Below are 15,851 nucleotides of genomic sequence, written 5' to 3' on the forward strand. Positions count from 1 at the left end.
CCACCGGTGCGTGGACGACGTGGACGACCAAGACCGCGAAGGCCCCCACGGTGGGGTCGCCGTTGCAGAACCCGCTGCCGGAATAGCCGGCTTGATTCGAGTCGATCGTGCCCCGGCACTGCGCCGGAGCGGACTCCGCCTCGTAACGCCCCGGAGGCGCTGGTGTGCCGGCAGAGGTCTTGACGAGTGAGAGCTGGTCGACGGTGACGCCGCCCGAACCCGACGCCCGCACGGTGACGGTGGCGGCCCCGCCGGGCAGCTCGATGCCGGTGAGCTCGCGCTTGGCCCAGCCGCTCGACGACGGGATAACGAGGGTGCGTTGGCTGCGGTTGGCGCCGGTGATCACGACCTGTCCGGCGCTGCCCCGAGCGTGCAGGGACAGGGTGTAGGTGCCTGCGGGCACCGACTCGACCCGCTGCTCGACGCCGCCGCTGTTGCTCACCTGGAGGGCGAAGCGAGACCCGTTCACACCACCGTTGACGTTGGTCACCGAACCGCCGAGGTTCCGCCATCCCCGTACGCCGGAGACGATGACGCGGTCGGCCTGGATGTCGGGGTTGAGGATGTAGTTGTTCGCCGGCCCGACGCGCCACTCCCCGGTCGTGGCGTTGAACTGCCACTGGCTCACCGAGTGGAACTGCGGCCGTGCGCCGGTCTTGGTGATCGGCACCCACTGGTTGTACCCGATGCCGTTCCAGGCGAAGTCGGCCCAGCGGTCGCCGGCGTAGAGCACCGTGTTCTGCTTGGTGCCCTTGACCGTCACGAAGAACCCGGTCTGGGTCACGTGGCTGTAGTCCATCTCGGTGCCGGCAAGGACGTACTCGCTGCTGTAGGAGCCCTGGACATTGCTGCTGGTCGACTCATTGACGTAGTTGACAGAGGTGTTCCAGCCGTGCAGGTCCGACGCCGCGTGGTAGTACCTGCCGTCGAGCTTGAACATCGCGTTGCCCTCGCGACCGGCGCCGCTGCGGATCTGCACGGCTGGCTCGATCCGCAGCGAGTCGGACTCCCGGAACTTGGCCACGAAGCCGCGCGACCGTCCTTCGCGGTTGGAGAAGATCAGGTAGTCCTTGCCGTCCTCGTCGGTGAAGACGGTCTGGTCCCCGGTGCCGGTCGTCGGCGAGTTGGTGATCTGGGTCTGGAAGTAGCCGTAGTCGAAGGTGTCGGTGGGTGAGTCACCCTGCAGCAGCAGGACACCGTGCCCGCCTCCGACGTAGGCCTGGGTGGCGAGCACGTACTTGCCGGTGTTCTCGTTGTACGAGACCCCGAGCCGCCCGACCCACCCTGCCTGACCGAGGGTGGCCCCGTTGTTGATCTTGGTCGAGCGCGTCGCGACGTTGTTCTCGAACTTCCAGTTCACCAGGTCCTTGGAGGAGTACACGGGGACCGAGACGAAGCTGACGTTGCCGTCGTACTTCTTCGTCGGATTGGCCCGGTAGAGCTCGGCGCCGCTGTAGTGCACGCCGTACCAGTAGTAGGTGTCGCCGAATTTGAAGACCCCGCCGCCCTGCGAGTAGATGGGGTTGCCGCTGGTGTCGTTCCAGAAGGTGTTGTTCGTGATGGTCTGGAACGTGCCCTCGTCGGCGGCCTTCAGATCGGCGGCGGCGCTCATCAGGGCTGTCTTCGCGTCGGCTACGTCCGATGTGGTGGCCGACGTGTCGCCGGCGACCTCGGCCGCGGCGGTCAACGCCTTGGCGAAGGGCTTCCAGGAGTCAGCCGTGTACTTGGTCGGAGTGCGCGTCTGGTAGTCGGACACCAGGTATTCGAGGCCGCGATCCACCACCGGTCCAGCGGCGGCCCTCTGGTCTTGGAGCTTCATTGCCTGTGTCTGCGTTGCAGGTGTCTCCGCCGCGGCGGTGCTCGCCGAGAGCGGCGCCGCCAACGCCACGGACAACAGCGCGGCGGCGGCCAACTTCCAGTACCTCGAGACGACATGCGATCTCTGCTTCACGGGGTCACCTTCCATCGTTCTCAAAGGCGCCGAGATCCGGCGCACTTCCGCTGAAGGGCAGTCCCACGTCCGTGCCCTTGTCGATCAGGGCACTGTTCGCCGCGAGACGGAGGTGGGGCAGCACGGGCAACGTCCCGTCGGTCTGGCGGGGCGCGTCCCAGCCAGACGTCGACACACTGCGGAACTGGGAGTCCGACAGGGGGACGCCGAGGTTCCAGGAGTTGTACGCGGCGTTCGTGCCGCTCATGTTCGACGTCGCCGTTCCCGTGTAGGCGATGTTGTTGCGCAGGGTGCCCCGGCCGACGGCGGCACCGCGCGAGTCGATTCCCAGCATGTTGAAGTTGGGGTGGTTTCCGTAGCCGGTGTTGTTGAAGTAGTCGTTGGCCACCGGGTGGTGGTTGGCGTAGAAGCCGGCTGCCTTGTTGAGGAACGCCACCGAGGAGCGGACGGTGTGTTTCGGCGCGTTGGCCTCGTAGTCGCCCCCGTAGCCGCCGGACTTGAAGCCCGCCCCGTTGCCGGCGGACGTCGTCGTCCCCGGCACGTACCCGTTGCGCCAGGCCCACGAGTTATCGATGATCACGGGAGAGTGGGTGGAGATCAGGTCGAACCCGTCATCGCCGTTCCACCACGATCGGCAACCCCGGAACACGTTCGTGGGCCGGCCGGCCGGCGTGTAGTGCGAACCGAACCCGTCGGCGTTCTCGCCGGGCCCGTCGTTGCTCCGCAGGTCGTAGTTGTCGTGCGCGTCGGAGTTGAGGACGAGGTTGCCGCCCCCGCCGCTGATGAACAGGCCGGTACCCATGTGGTGGTGGGTGTTGATCTGCTCGAAGACGTCGTTGCTGCCGGAGACCCAGATCCCCCAGGATTCGGCGTTGCTGTTGTTGTTCTGGGGGACGCCCTTGACTTCCAGTCCTTTGAGGTGGATCCAGCTGCCGGTGACGTCGAAGCCCTTGATGCGGCAGTTGTCCGTCATCCGCGAGAAGTCGAAGACCGGTTTCTCGCCCGGCTGGGCCCAGTAGCGGATCGGGTTGCCCGAGCTGCCGCTCTTGTTGAGGGTGATCGCGTCGACCTTGGCTGTCTGGCTCGAACAGGCGCTGTTCGCGCGGGTGTAGGCGTAGGTGCCGCCTCGGAAGTAGACCGTGTCGCCCGCATTGGCGACGGCCTGTGCACGGGCGATCGTTGCCCACGGAGCGGCCTGCGTACCGGCTGCTCCGTCGTTTCCGTTCGGGGCGACGTAGTAGGTGTTTGCGGCCGCCGCGGTGCTCGCGGACGCCGAGCCGGGGGTCATGGCGACGGAACTCGCCGCGACCACCGAGAGCAGGAGGGCAGGGGTGCCGAACTTCGCGGTTCTCACAGCGTCATCTCCCGAGTCAGGTGTCTTCCCGTGCGGCAGTAGGGCTCGTGCCTGCCAGACGTACTCAGCGCAGGCGAAAGCTGCTTTTCGAAGGGCGGGACCAGGCGCGTGTCTCTTCAGAACCTCATGGCGTCGGCGGCCAGGTTGGCGATGCAGCGGTGCGAGCCGGTCAGGAAGACCCCGGCCCAGCGGATCGGCAGGGACGGCCGGTTGGGATCGGCTCGGCGTGGTGGGGCCTCGCTTCCCCGGAGTCGGCCGCGCGGAAGACCGAGGACACGTGGCGAGCGGACGACCAGCCGGCGGCCCCGGAAACGTGTCGGCGGCCCCGGGGCATGAACTTGGTGCCCAGCCGGCCCGGCCGGATGCTCCAGACGTGGCGGACGCTGGGACAGATCACCGCGCGCTCTTGCGACTTCCGCAGGCTGATGCGGAGACTGCCCCGCCGGTCGTACCCGAGCCCCGGCCCGGCCTCCGTCGCACGCCGCCGCCCGGTCGGAGCCAAGCCGCGTCCGCACGCCACCGTCGGGGTCCGCACGCCACCGTCGGAGTCCGCCGCCACCGTCGGACAGGGACGATTGCGACCTCGGTCCGCGGCACCGCCGCCATTGAGGCCACCCGCGAGCCGACCGGCCCCCGGTTCGCGCCCACCGCCGCGTGCTACCTGAGATACGCGGCGAGCGGGAGGTTCTGGCGGCGCACATCGCCGGCGACGAGCCCTGCGATCCGCTGGGCGCCGTAGGTGTCGAAGTGGGTGTGGTCGTTGCAGAAGAAGGTGCCCAGGGGACCGCTGCCTCCGTAGTCGCCGTTGTTCGGGCAGAAGCGCAGGCTGTTGTAGAGGGAGACACTGAGCGTCTGCAGGTCGACGACGGGGACCCTGGTGGCGGATCCGGCGGCGAAGGTCTCGGCCACGAAGCCGCGGTTCTTGGTCGCTGTGCCGCCGGAGCAGGTGATGGCGGCCACCGGGGTGAGCAGCACCGGGTGCGCGCCCCGGGCCAGGGCGGCCTTCGCCATCATGGTCATCAGCTGCTGGTATTTGGCCGGGCCGACGTGCCGGGGGCAGGCCGAGGAGGAGTCGTTGATGCCGAACTGGACGAACAGGTAGTCACCTGCCTTCATTCCGGTGCTCGAGTTCAGCATCGCCTGCCAGCGGGACGAGTACGAGGTGGACGTGAGGCGGCACTCACCGTCCGAGCCCTTGGTGCTGCTCACGTTCCCCTCGTACAGCCAGGTCTGGATGCTCCGGCCTCCCACGGCCTGGTTCTTGACGGTCACGTCACTGTTGAACAGAGCGTCGAACTGGCTGCCCCAGCCGACCGGACAACGGCCGGCGCTCGGGTTGGCCATGGTGGAGTCGCCGGCCAGCCACACGGTGACCGGGGCCGGGGCCGGGGCCTGAGCCTGGGCCTGGGCCTGGGCTTGGGAGGCGCTGGTGCAGTTCGTGGCGACGCGGTTGGCCGCGGATGCGGCGCTGACACCGACGCTCGACAGGGCGATCATGAGCGCGGTCGTGATGAGAATCCGTAAGTTCCTCAACGGGTCCCTCCTTGGGACTGGCACCGGGCGTCGGTCAGCGCAGGTACGCGGCCAGGGGCAGGCTCTGCTCGCGGATGCTCTGGAGCACCAGCCCGCCCATCCGGCTCGCGCCGTACTGCGAGAAGTGGGTGTTGTCCGTGACACCGTCGACGGAGGAGCGCAGGAAGAGCTGCGCGGAGGCGGAGGGGCCGAGGGATTCGACGAGCGCCTTGCTCTTGGCGGTCAGATCGATCACCGGAACCCTCTGGGCCGTCCCGACCGAGCGCATCTCGGCGGGCAGGTTCACGCCGACGCCGTTGACGTGCAGAGCTGTTGACGTGAGCCGGCTGCCGTCGAACAGCCGCCGGACCGGCGGGGTCACCAGGACCGGGACGCCGCCCTTCGCACGGACCTGCGTGATCATGGAGGTGAGGTTGCTCCGGAAGGCCGACGCGGTGGTCTGCTTGTCGTTGTGCCCGAACTGGATGAACACCGCGTCGTTCGCCTTGACCTTCGACAACAGCGCCGGGAAGAGCGCCGAGTTTCGCAGGAAGCTGCCTGAACTCTCCCCCGAGTCCGCGTAGTTGGCGACGGACGCTCCGGGGCCCACCGCCGGCGTGATCATCTGGCCCCATCCCGTGTACGGGGCCACGGGCTGGTCGCACACGGTCGAGTCACCGGCCAGGTAGGCGACCAGCGGCTGGGGCGCCGGTTTCACGGATACGGCCGACACCTGCGGGCTGGACCCCGCGAACCGGATGTCCAGGCCGGGGTTTCCGGTGCCGCCCTGGCCGGTCGGCTGCCCTTCCGGCTGTCGCACGTTGACCGTGAAGGAGTACGTGGCGGTGGCACCGGCCGCCGTCTTCGTCGCCGGAAGCATCAGGCGCCGGGCCTCCACCCCCATGTCGGTCTCGGCGGCCGGGGCACCACCGATGGAGACCGTCACGTCGTAGTTGCCGGGTGAGACCGCGTAGTGACACTTGATCGGCGCAGTGCCGGAACAACCGGCCGGCAGCGCTCGCGTGGCGGCATCGGCATGTGCCGCACTGGTGCCGACCAGCGTCGCAAGAGTCAGCAGGCCCACCATTCCCAGCCTGGCCCCGTGCCCTTCCAGACCTGATGTCATGCCCATTACAATCACCAATCCCCATACTCGACAGGAGAGTTGCCCGGGTTGCGGTCCACGGCCCGTGGCTCAGGCCTGGGTGAAGCCGTTCATGATCGCTGTGGGCCGTTTACTGGAGGAGTCCCAGGCGCCCATGTTGTAACCGGTGAACGGGGACATGCCCTCCGGCTCCCAGTAGAAGATGCCCTGCCCGCCGTTGGCCTTGAGGGCCTTGATGTAGGCGACCAGCGAGGCCTGGGTGGCGGAGACCCGGTCCACGCGGCCACCGAACTCGCTCTGCAGGAACGGTTTGCCGTATGCGGCGGAGATCCTCTTCATGTTCGCCACGATCCCCGGGGCGAGGTCGGCACTGCCGTAGGACGAGAACACCGACATGTCCCACTTGCCGCCGCTCGCCGCGAAGCGGCTGAAGAACGTCGTCATCGAGTCGTACTTCTGCGGCTGGGCCAGGTGGATGCATACGGTCGAGTTCGGTGACACCGCCTTGACCTGGTCGTATGCGGCGTTGAGCAGCCCGGTCATCTGCGCCCCGTTGGAGACGCTGCCGACCGGGCGGCAGATCCCGCTGTTGATCTCGTTGCCGATCTGGACCCAGGTGGGGAGCACGTCGTTGCTCCTCATGACCGTCATGGTCTGGTTCACGTACGTGCCCATCGCGGTGCGCATCTGGCTGTAGCTCATGTTCCGCCAGGCCGCGGGCGGGTTCTGCACGCCGACGGAGTTCCAGGTGTCGCCGAACATGTAGTCGAGCATGATCGACATGCCGGCGGCCTTGACCCGCTTGGCGAAGGCGGCGACCTCGTTGATGCCGCAGTGCCCGTTGGCCGGGTCGTTGGACGGGTTGACGAAGGTGCGCAGGCGTACGGCGGTGATGCCGTAGCCCTTGAGGATCGTCAGCAGGTCCTGGGTCTGCCCGCTCGCGTTCTTCCAGGAGTAGCCGCGCGCCTCCATCTGAGGTGCCCAGCTGATGTCGACGCCCTTGACGAAGCTCGCGGCGGCCTCGGCAGGCGTCTCGAGTTCGGCGAACGCGGTGGCCGTGGCGAGTGCCCCGGCGGTCGCGGTGGTGGCTCTGATCAAGGTTCGCCGGCTGATGCGCCCAGCAGCTGGTGTGGGGGGTTGCGGGGACATGGTGGGTCCTTTCCTTCTGCCGGCCATGGGTGAGACGTCGCGGCCGGCGGAGAGCTGATCAGAGAGAAAGAGACTTCCGGGAGCGAGGCAGGTGGTGGGGGCAACTGGCCCTCAGGCGCAAGGAGTTGGTGGAGCGCGTGCGATCCAGCCGATGCTGCCTCCCTCGGTGTGGCGGCAACTGAGGCAGGACTGTTGCGAGTGGCACGTGTCGGAGAGGGCGGCCTTGGCATGCCAGGGACGCTCCTCCAGTCGGAGCTGTGAGCGATCACAGAGGTATGGCGACGAACGTACGCAATCGCATCACAAGGAACCGGAGGTGCATCACGCAGCTTCTCGATCGGGCACGAAGCTGTCAACCATTGCTCACCGATCCGCTGGAAGAAGCAGTGCGATCCTGTGGGCGGGTGCTCGCCGCGCCTCGGCTGCGGGCTGTCTGAACCGGTTGGAGTCGTCCCAGTTCAAGTGCCCTTTCAGAAGGAATGCGGCGACGGGGGCGAGGCCGCGCACGGGCATCTCGTCGACTCGCACTCGAACAAGCCCGAACAGGGAAAGCCAACAGAATGCTTGACGGGCTATCAGCGGATTCCTACCCTCGCAGCGAATGGGAGCGTTCCCACGCTGTGGTCAGACCGTCGTCTCCCCGATCTTCACATCACCCCCCACACACCGGAGGTCATCGTGACCGACCCGCACCGGCATCCGCGCACCGCATCGCCCCCAGGGCGATTCCAACGCCAGTCGGGCAAGCGGCTGTTCCGCGGCCTGACGGCCGCCACCGCACTGGCCCTCTCCGTACTCACCGGACTGCCGCAGACCGCGCACGCCGCGACCGCGCGCCAGGTGGAACGCCTGGATCGGGGCCTGACCAGCGTCCACACCGGCGGCGGAAACCTGGTGTCGTGGCGGTGGCTGGCCACTGACCCCGACGACGTGGCCTTCAACGTCTACCGTGGCGCCACCAGGCTCAACTCCTCGCCCCTGACCACCTCGACGAACTACCTGGACGCCGGCGCCCAGGACTCGGCCGACTACACGGTGCGCGCGGTGGTGAACGGCATGGAGCAGGCGCCGTCCGAGCACGCGCTCCAGTTCCGCACCGGGTACAAGGACGTGCCGATCTCCCCGCCGCCCGGGGGCACTTCACCGGGCAACTCGCCGTACACCTACGAGGCAAACGACGCCTCCGTTGGCGACCTCGACGGCGACGGCGCCATGGACATCGTCCTGAAGTGGCAGCCGACGAACGCCAAGGACAACTCCCAGTCCGGCTACACCGGCAACACGATCGTCGACGGCATCAAGCTCGACGGCACCCGCCTGTGGCGTATCGACATGGGCCGCAACATCCGCTCCGGCGCGCACTACACACAGTTCCAGGTGTACGACTACGACGGCGACGGCAAGGCCGAGGTCGCCATGAGGACCGCCGACGGCACGAAGGATGGAACCGGCGCGGTCATAGGCAGTTCCTCGGCCGATCACCGCAACTCCCCGGGCTATGTGCTGTCCGGCCCCGAGTTCCTGACGATGTTCAACGGGCAGACGGGCAGGGCGATGCAGTCCGTCGACTACGTCCCGGCACGAGGCACGGTGTCGTCCTGGGGGGACTCCTACGGCAACCGCGTGGACCGGTTCCTGGCGGGCACGGCCTACCTGGACGGTTCCCGCCCCTCGGTGATCATGGCTCGCGGCTACTACACCCGCACGGTGATCGCGGCCTGGGACTGGCGGAACGGACAGTTCACCCGCCGGTGGACCTTCGACTCCAACGCCAACAGCGGCTATGCCGGCCAGGGCAACCACCAACTGTCGGTCGCGGACGTCGACGGAGACGGCAAGGACGAGATCGTCTACGGGGCGATGGCCGTCGACGACAACGGCAACGGCCTGTGGGCGACGCGGAACGGCCACGGGGACGCGATGCACGTGGGCGACCTCGACCCGTCCCGGCCAGGTCTGGAGGAGTACAAGGTCGACGAGGACAGCTCCAAGCCGTCCTCCTGGATGGCGGACGTGAGGACCGGTCAGATCCTCTGGTCGACACCCGCCAGCGGTGACAACGGCCGAGGTGTGTCCGGTGACATCTGGTCCGGCAGCGCGGGCGCCGAGTCGTGGTCGTCGCTCGTGAGCGGCGTCCGCAACCCCAAGGGCGCTGTGGTCGCCAGTCGTAAGCCCGGGTCCACGAACTTCCTGGCGTGGTGGGACGGCGACACCACGCGCGAACTCCTCGACGGCACCCACATCGACAAGTACGGCACCTCCGGCGACACCCGGCTGCTCACCGGCTCCGGGGTCCACTCCAACAACGGCACCAAGTCGACGCCGTCCTTGTCCGGCGACATCCTCGGCGACTGGCGCGAGGAGGTCATCTGGCCGACGTCCAACAACACGGCCCTGCGGATCTACTCCACGCCGCACCAGACCAATACGCGGATCACGACCCTCCTCCACGACACCCAGTACCGCACTGCCCTGGCCTGGCAGAACACCGCCTACAACCAGCCCCCGCACCCCAGCTTCTTCATCGGCGGCAACATGCCCACGCCACCCCGCCCCACCGTCACGCTGCCGAACAGCCACTGAGCTGGACAGCCGACTTCCCTGATGCTTGAGCGAGTTCAAGCATCAGGGATGGGGTGTTCGTCGAACGAGTGGAACCTGTCACGGGTAACGGATCATGGCAGTGGTGCACGCGGCACGCTGATGGTGTTCTTGACTTCCTCCGACCAGGAGCCCGGTTCGGCGAATCGATCGCACTCTTACATGGGAAGACATCGCTGTCCTCCGTTAGCCGACCGTGCTCCCAGGTGTGGGGCAGCGCGGCTTCTCCGGCTGACAGGCGCGCAGTTGATCAGGTCGCACACCGGTTGGCATCGCCGCCCGGCCCAACTGCGCGCCCACGAGGAGGCGGAGGTATGCACCCGTCGCCGAGACTCGGGTCCTGCTACCTGCCGGCCGGAAGGGCGGAGCCGGCAACGCTGCGGTTGACGCCGCTCATGATGCCGTTGATGATGCCTTGCTGGGTCACCGTGAGGGAGCGCCGGTCGAACAGCCCGAACCCGTACCGGCCGGTTGCACCGTTGTCCCAGTAGACGCTGGCCGCGCCGTATTTCTTGGCGGTGGCCGCAACGGCCCGTGCGAAGTCCGCGCGATACCTGTTGTTCGATGAATCGAACGACGACTTGTCGATCGCGCCGTATTCGCCGACGACCACCGGATATCCCTTCGTGACAAACACGTCGTGCATCGTCTTGAGCTGGGCGTCCAGGTAGTCTTCCTGTCCCCAGGTCGACTTCCTCGACGGATTGGTCGCTGCGCGTCCCCACTGCGTGATGCTGCCGCTTTCCTCTCCGGCGAAGTCCCACGGAGCGTAGTGGTGGACGGAGATCATGATCCGCCGTTCACTGGCGGGAATGGAGGGGGAGCGGTACTGGTCGGACGGCAACTTGAAGCCGTAATTCCCCGCGGTGTAGTCGATGTTCGTGTTCCAGCCGGCCACGAGCAGCCACCTCGAACTGTTGTTTCCGCCCGTTTTCCGTACGGTGTCCACGAAGATCTGATTGTAACTGTTGATGTTCGAGTAGCACGGTTGAGTCGGACGGCCGTACTGCCCGTCGAACTCCTCGTTCATGGACTCAAGGATCAGGCGCTGGTCGTAGTTCTTGAACCTGTTCGCGATCTGCTGCCAGGCTTTCTCGTACTTGGCCTTGATCGTCGTCTGGGAGGACGAATCGCAGATCAACCAGGAGCCGCTGACGTTCTTGTAGCCGTCGCCGTGCATGTTGATCAGCACATGCAGGCCCCTGTTGTAGGCGTAGTCGACGACCTCCTGGACCCTGTTCAGCCAGGCGGCGTTGATCGTGTAATTCGGGCCGGGTCCTATGGAGCCCAGGTAGGAGACCGGGATCCGGATCGTCTTGAACCCTGCCGCTCTCACCTTGTCGATGAGGGCCTGCGTCACGGTCGGCTGGCCCCATGCCGTTTCGCTGGGGTATCCGTTGGCGGTGGCTTCGAGCTGGTTCCCCAGATTCCATCCCGCGCCCATGTCGGCCACGATCTGCGAAGCGCTCGACTGTGCCACGGTATCGGCCGACGCCTGATGGACCGTGCCGTACACAGTTGCGGCAACCGCCAACAGGACGGCAAGGAGAATGACTCTGATCTTCCCTGCTAGTGAAGCCATTTGCATTCCTCTCTTACGGTCTTGAGGGTGTCGAACCCCCAAGTGGACCTTTCTGCCCGAGCGCGAGCGGCCGGAGCCGCCCGGCTGTTCGGGGGTGTGTTTTCTGGGGCCCGGGTCGACGTGCGCAACTGGCGGGCGCTGCGGCTGACTCGCAGGCTTCCGGAAAAGTGGTCGGAGCAGCGAAGCACTCGTGCTGTGACGCAGCCCGGGCGTCCCGCTGGTGCGTCCGCGGACGGTCAGGCGTTCTGGACGGCCCAGGTGGGCCGCTTCACGGCATGCGCGTCCGGGGCGGCCGTGCGTGGTTGCACCTCAGCTCAGGGCGAATTCCCAAGTGGTCGTGCCGGAGGTGGCGTCGGAGCGAAGGCGGTCGCGGGCCACGGTGTCGCCGTACAGACTCCACCGCATCCAGTCCACGAAGGTGTTGACGGTGCGGGAGTCGCCGAAGTAGTTGCTGTGGCCGGCGCCGCGGAACGTGAGGAACGCCTTGGCGGCGGGCAGTTCCCGGTACGCCTGACGGGCGGAGGAGATCGGGCACGTTCCGTCTCGGTCGCCGTGCGTGAACAGGACCTTGGCGCGGACCGACGGGCTGGGGTTGCCCATGTCCACGCAGGACATGGGGATCGCGGCGGTGATGCGGGCGTCCGGCCAGGCCGTCAGCAGGCCGTGGGTGGTCATGCCGCCCATCGAGTGGCCGGAGACGCCGACTCCGACCGCTGTGTTGATGTGGCCGGCCAGCGGGTCGTCGGCCGTGTTGAGGGCGAGGGTCCGCGTGATGACCTCGGAGACGTCCTTGGACTGGTTGCCGTTGTAGACGTCCTGCCCGCTCAGGTTGGCGAAGTGGGGGGCGGGGACGATGAAGCCGGCCTCGGCCAGGGGGCGGATGATCGCCAGGGAGTTCTGCGGGCTGCTGCTGAAGCCGTGCATGAACTCGCAGACCGGGAAGACGCCTTGGGCGACGGGCGCGTTGGTGACCGGGGAGCCGCCGGGAGCGCCGGTGGCGGGGTAGTAGACGTAGGTGGTCCACCGGCGGCTGCCGCGGCTCCAGGCATACGGCCGTACGCCGACCGCGAACCGCCGGGTCGGAGCTCCGGCCCTTGCGACGGCACCTGCTTGCCCTGTGCCGAGCAGGGACAGGCCTGCGCCCGCGGCTCCGGCTGCGCTCAGGGTCAGGAAACTACGCCGTTGCAAGGTCATGAAGACTCCTGGTGTGGGGGGTTCGGAACGCTGCTCGGTCAGGTGCCGGGAGGAGGCATCGGCGACGCCGGGGATGTCGTACTGACCGAGCTGGTGGGGTCGTAGCCGTGGGGGTGGTCAGGTGGGCGATTCAGGAACGGTGGAGGACGTTCCGGTCCTGCCTGTGGCAGCGACCGTGGCGGTGACCGATGTGGCGTTGCCTGTCGGGCAGAGACACGTGGACGGCGAACCGGTGACCACCTGTGCCGCACCTCTGGGAGCGTTCCCACATCGGGTTGCAACAGTCAGAGTCCCGATCGGGTGCCGCTCTGTCAATCATTGGCGCCCAACTCTGTTGGCTTCGACGCGCATTCGACAGATCGAGGGGCGGGCGGCGCGGTATGGCGTCTGTGTACGTCGCCCCGTCACGCTCGCGACGGTCCCTCGTCAGCCGTGACCGATACCCGCACTCATGCCGGCGATCGTATGGGCCCGGACGTCGAGGTGCGGTCCCTCCGCGAATCGGGTCACCACGGCGCGGACATGGTCCTGGGCGGGCTGGAGCAGCCCGTCGTACACCGCGACGCAGACTTCCCGCGCCCGTGACCGGGGCCAGTCGGATGGCAGCAGCCCGATGGGGAGCAACGGGTCCAGGATGGGGAAGTGCCGGTAGGCGTGCATGACCTCGGTCCGGGCGCGCACCGCGTCGGCACCGGTGACGCCGTCGGCGCTGATGTGCGGAAGCAAGCCGCTCCAACGACTGATGAACGCGTGGTATTGCTCGGCGATGCCGGTGAGGTCCCACGCCTCGACCGGGTTGCGGTCGACCACCGTGTCCAGTTCCTCCTGCCGCGCGCGGAACACGGTCACCGCTCCTCGCGCCAGGTCGGCCACCTCGATCCGCCCCTTGGGGGTGAGGGGGTGCGGCGACACCCAGAGCGCGTCGTACAGCGGCGCGAACCCGCGCCAACGCAGCGCGGTGCGCAACGCCCGCCGCCGCGTGCTCTCCTGTTCCGGAACGGAGAAGGCGATCAGTGTCCACCGGCCGTCCCATGAGTCGGGTTGGGTGGTGAATGTGGCGATCGAGCTGGCGCCGCTCCACAGGTCGACGGCGGCCTGAGACGTCAGTCGGTAGGAGCTGTACCGCCCTTGCCGGCTGCCCTCCAGCACCCCGCGGCGCATCAGCCTGCTGATCGTCGTACGGGCCGCGCCCGGGGTCACATGGAACTCGCCGAGCAGCGCCACGATCGCCGCCGATGGCAACCAGGACCGGACGGGAAACGTGTAGTCGGCGATCAAGGTCACCGCGAGGCCCTGTGGCAAGACGGTGCTCTGCCAGCCGGGCGACCGCATGGGGCCGGCGGCGCCGTCACCCTCGTCGGAGAAGATCTCTTCGAGGTGGGACAGGTTCGGCAAGGTCGGCTCCGACGCGGTGGACAGGATCGGCACCACTTTAACGGCTGGGAGATCGTCGGGTGGAGCTCCGCCGGATCGGCCCACCCCGGAGGGGCCTCCGCGCACCGGTGAGGTGAAGGTGCCCGGACAGTGCCCAGCGGGCCCGGTACCCCAGCCGCGAGCTGCGCCGGGCTCAGCGAGGCCGGCGATGGATGGGAAGGGCTTGGCGTCCCATGGTCGGTGGGCGCATCCGTCACCGCCGGGTGAGGGTGGACGGCGCCCCGGCGGACTGGTCACCTTCGTCGCTCAGGCTCAGGGTGTCTTGGTCGGTCATCGTGACGACGTAGACATTGCCGTCGGGGCAGGCCACTTCGGCCGACGGGTCGGTGGGTTGGCTGGTGACAGCCTTGAAAACCATTGAGGCCTTGCGCACCTCCCGCAACTGCAGGGTCTCGGTGCATCCCAGCTCAATTTTGGTGTTCACTTCGGTCACGTTGCTGACCTGCTTGCCCGCCGGCTCACCCAGTTGTGCCGGGTGGAGAGTCAAAGTGACGGTGAACCTGTTGGACCGGCGCTGATTGAAATCGTCAGGGGTGGGATTACCCGGCCCGGTGCCGACCCATGTACCTGCCCAGGCCGCGGGAAGCGATGTGGCCGCGGATGACGGCGAAGACGCTCCGCCGGACGCGTCGTCGCCTGAGAAATGCTGCACGACGAACGTGCCTGCCGTGGCCATCAGGGCCGCAGCCGTGGTCCCTGCGACCACCCTGGCCGGTACGGCTCGACATCCACCGTCGCACGGCGTCGGAAGGCGGCAGGACGGCGGTCCCCGCGTCGCCCGGAGCCGGGCCGTGTCCGGGCTCACGAAACACAGCCTGCACAGATGGCGATCGCATTGTCGTGGAGACCAACGCGTCCGCCTCCTCCTCGCGCACGGCGAGATCTTTTTCCAGCGCCTCGGGCAGCAGTTGCGGCCAGGCACCGCACCGGCCGCCCAGGCGTTCCAGCAGAACGCTCACATCGGCGGGCGTGGGCCGCTGCTCGGGGTCCTTGGCCAGACAGGGCCGCAAGAACGGGATCAGGGCCGCAGGCACGCCGTCGAGATTCGGTTCCTGATGCACGATGCGGTAGAGCAGCACCGCAGGCGAGAACTCCTCGTTCGGGCGGGAAAACGGGCCCCGGCCCGTTGCCGCGTACACCAGCACCGCAGCCAGCGAGAACACATCACAGGGGGCACCCGATTCCCCGGCGCTCGCCTGCTCCGGCGCCAGATAGCCGGGGGTACCGATCACACCGCCGGTCCTCGTGTGACGCGTGTCCTCCCTCGCGCGAGCGATCCCGAAGTCGATGAGCAACGGACAGCGGCGGCCCAGCAGCACATTGGACGGCTTGACATCCCGGTGGGCCAGCCCGGCCCCGTGTACCGCTCCCAGCGCCCCGAAAAGCTCGGCCGCCAGTGCCAGTACGCTCTGCTCGGGCAGCGGGCCGTACTGTCGCACCCACTCCGCCAGGGACGGAGCGGCCACGTACTCGGTGGCGAGCCACTGCGGGCGCTGCCCCACCTGGCTGTAGTCCACCACCGCAGGCGTCCAAGGGGAGCGCACCTGGTCGCTGTTACGGATTTCCCGCGTGAACCGCTCCTCGAACCCCGGCTCCCGTCCGAACTCGGCGCGCACCGTCTTCAGCGCCAGCGGACGCCCCGACACCGTCCGGGACAGATACACCCGCCCCATGCCACCCTCACCGAGCCGCGCCAGCAGGGGATAACCCCCGACAGCCCCCGGATCAGACTCGTCCAGCAATTCCACGCCCCGCGCCCTCTCCCATGTGCACTGCCGATCAGGTTCAGCCCCCGGACCAGCACAATCAAGCACCGCATCAGTGGCGTCCGCGCCAAGCATCACCTTTTACACCCGCAACAGACTATTCTCAGCGAAACTCCTGGCAGCCCGAGCCCCCCTCACCAGCCGAAAGGCCAAGTGGACGGTCAGGAGGCAATATCCGGGCCGGGGAGGGCTCGGGCCGGGCG

The 15,851-nt window shown here is 67.6% G+C and carries 11 protein-coding genes; 1 reads left to right on the forward strand and 10 read right to left on the reverse strand.

Annotation, left to right across the window (positions count from 1 at the left end):
- The 5 genes from ACN6LB_RS02700 to ACN6LB_RS02720 form a co-directional block, all read right to left on the reverse strand.
- The coding region (locus ACN6LB_RS02700; RefSeq protein ID WP_445024371.1) for a family 43 glycosylhydrolase at positions 1-1,951 on the reverse strand (1,951 nt) is incomplete at its 3' end.
- Positions 1,952-1,955: 4 nt separating this feature from the next.
- Positions 1,956-3,305, reverse strand: a complete 1,350-nt coding sequence (locus ACN6LB_RS02705) for a right-handed parallel beta-helix repeat-containing protein (RefSeq protein ID WP_445024372.1) — start codon at positions 3,303-3,305, stop codon at positions 1,956-1,958.
- 657 nt (positions 3,306-3,962) lie between these two features.
- Complete coding sequence (locus tag ACN6LB_RS02710) at positions 3,963-4,838, reverse strand: SGNH/GDSL hydrolase family protein (protein WP_445024373.1); 876 nt, start codon at positions 4,836-4,838, stop codon at positions 3,963-3,965.
- A gap of 34 nt (positions 4,839-4,872) precedes the next feature.
- A complete protein-coding gene (locus ACN6LB_RS02715; protein WP_445024374.1) occupies positions 4,873-5,943 on the reverse strand; it encodes a rhamnogalacturonan acetylesterase in 1,071 nt (356 codons plus the stop codon).
- 69 nt (positions 5,944-6,012) lie between these two features.
- Positions 6,013-7,020 carry a glycosyl hydrolase 53 family protein gene (locus ACN6LB_RS02720; protein WP_445024375.1) on the reverse strand — a complete coding sequence of 336 codons (1,008 nt, stop codon included), beginning with the start codon at positions 7,018-7,020 and terminating at the stop codon, positions 6,013-6,015.
- 729 nt (positions 7,021-7,749) lie between these two features.
- Here ACN6LB_RS02720 and ACN6LB_RS02725 point away from each other — a divergent pair.
- On the forward strand, positions 7,750-9,654 hold the full coding sequence (locus ACN6LB_RS02725; protein ID WP_445024376.1) for a rhamnogalacturonan lyase: 1,905 nt from the start codon (positions 7,750-7,752) through the stop codon (positions 9,652-9,654).
- A gap of 361 nt (positions 9,655-10,015) precedes the next feature.
- Here ACN6LB_RS02725 and ACN6LB_RS02730 read toward each other — a convergent pair whose 3' ends face one another.
- From ACN6LB_RS02730 to ACN6LB_RS02750, 5 genes are all read right to left on the reverse strand, one after another.
- Positions 10,016-11,254: a glycoside hydrolase family 5 protein gene (locus tag ACN6LB_RS02730; protein WP_445024377.1), complete on the reverse strand. Its 1,239-nt coding sequence runs from the start codon at positions 11,252-11,254 to the stop codon at positions 10,016-10,018.
- A gap of 309 nt (positions 11,255-11,563) precedes the next feature.
- Positions 11,564-12,448, reverse strand: coding sequence for an alpha/beta hydrolase family protein (locus ACN6LB_RS02735; protein ID WP_445024378.1), 885 nt, complete (start codon positions 12,446-12,448; stop codon positions 11,564-11,566).
- 426 nt (positions 12,449-12,874) lie between these two features.
- On the reverse strand, positions 12,875-13,843 hold the full coding sequence (locus ACN6LB_RS02740; protein WP_445024379.1) for a PaaX family transcriptional regulator: 969 nt from the start codon (positions 13,841-13,843) through the stop codon (positions 12,875-12,877).
- 232 nt (positions 13,844-14,075) lie between these two features.
- Positions 14,076-14,315 (reverse strand): hypothetical protein, encoded by a 240-nt coding sequence (locus tag ACN6LB_RS02745; RefSeq protein WP_445024380.1) that lies wholly within the window; start codon positions 14,313-14,315, stop codon positions 14,076-14,078.
- A 106-nt stretch (positions 14,316-14,421) separates the two neighbouring features.
- Positions 14,422-15,630, reverse strand: a complete 1,209-nt coding sequence (locus ACN6LB_RS02750; protein ID WP_445024381.1) for a serine/threonine-protein kinase — start codon at positions 15,628-15,630, stop codon at positions 14,422-14,424.
- Between the last annotated feature and the right edge of the window lie 221 nt (positions 15,631-15,851).

Source organism: Streptomyces sp. SAS_270 (assembly GCF_052543295.1).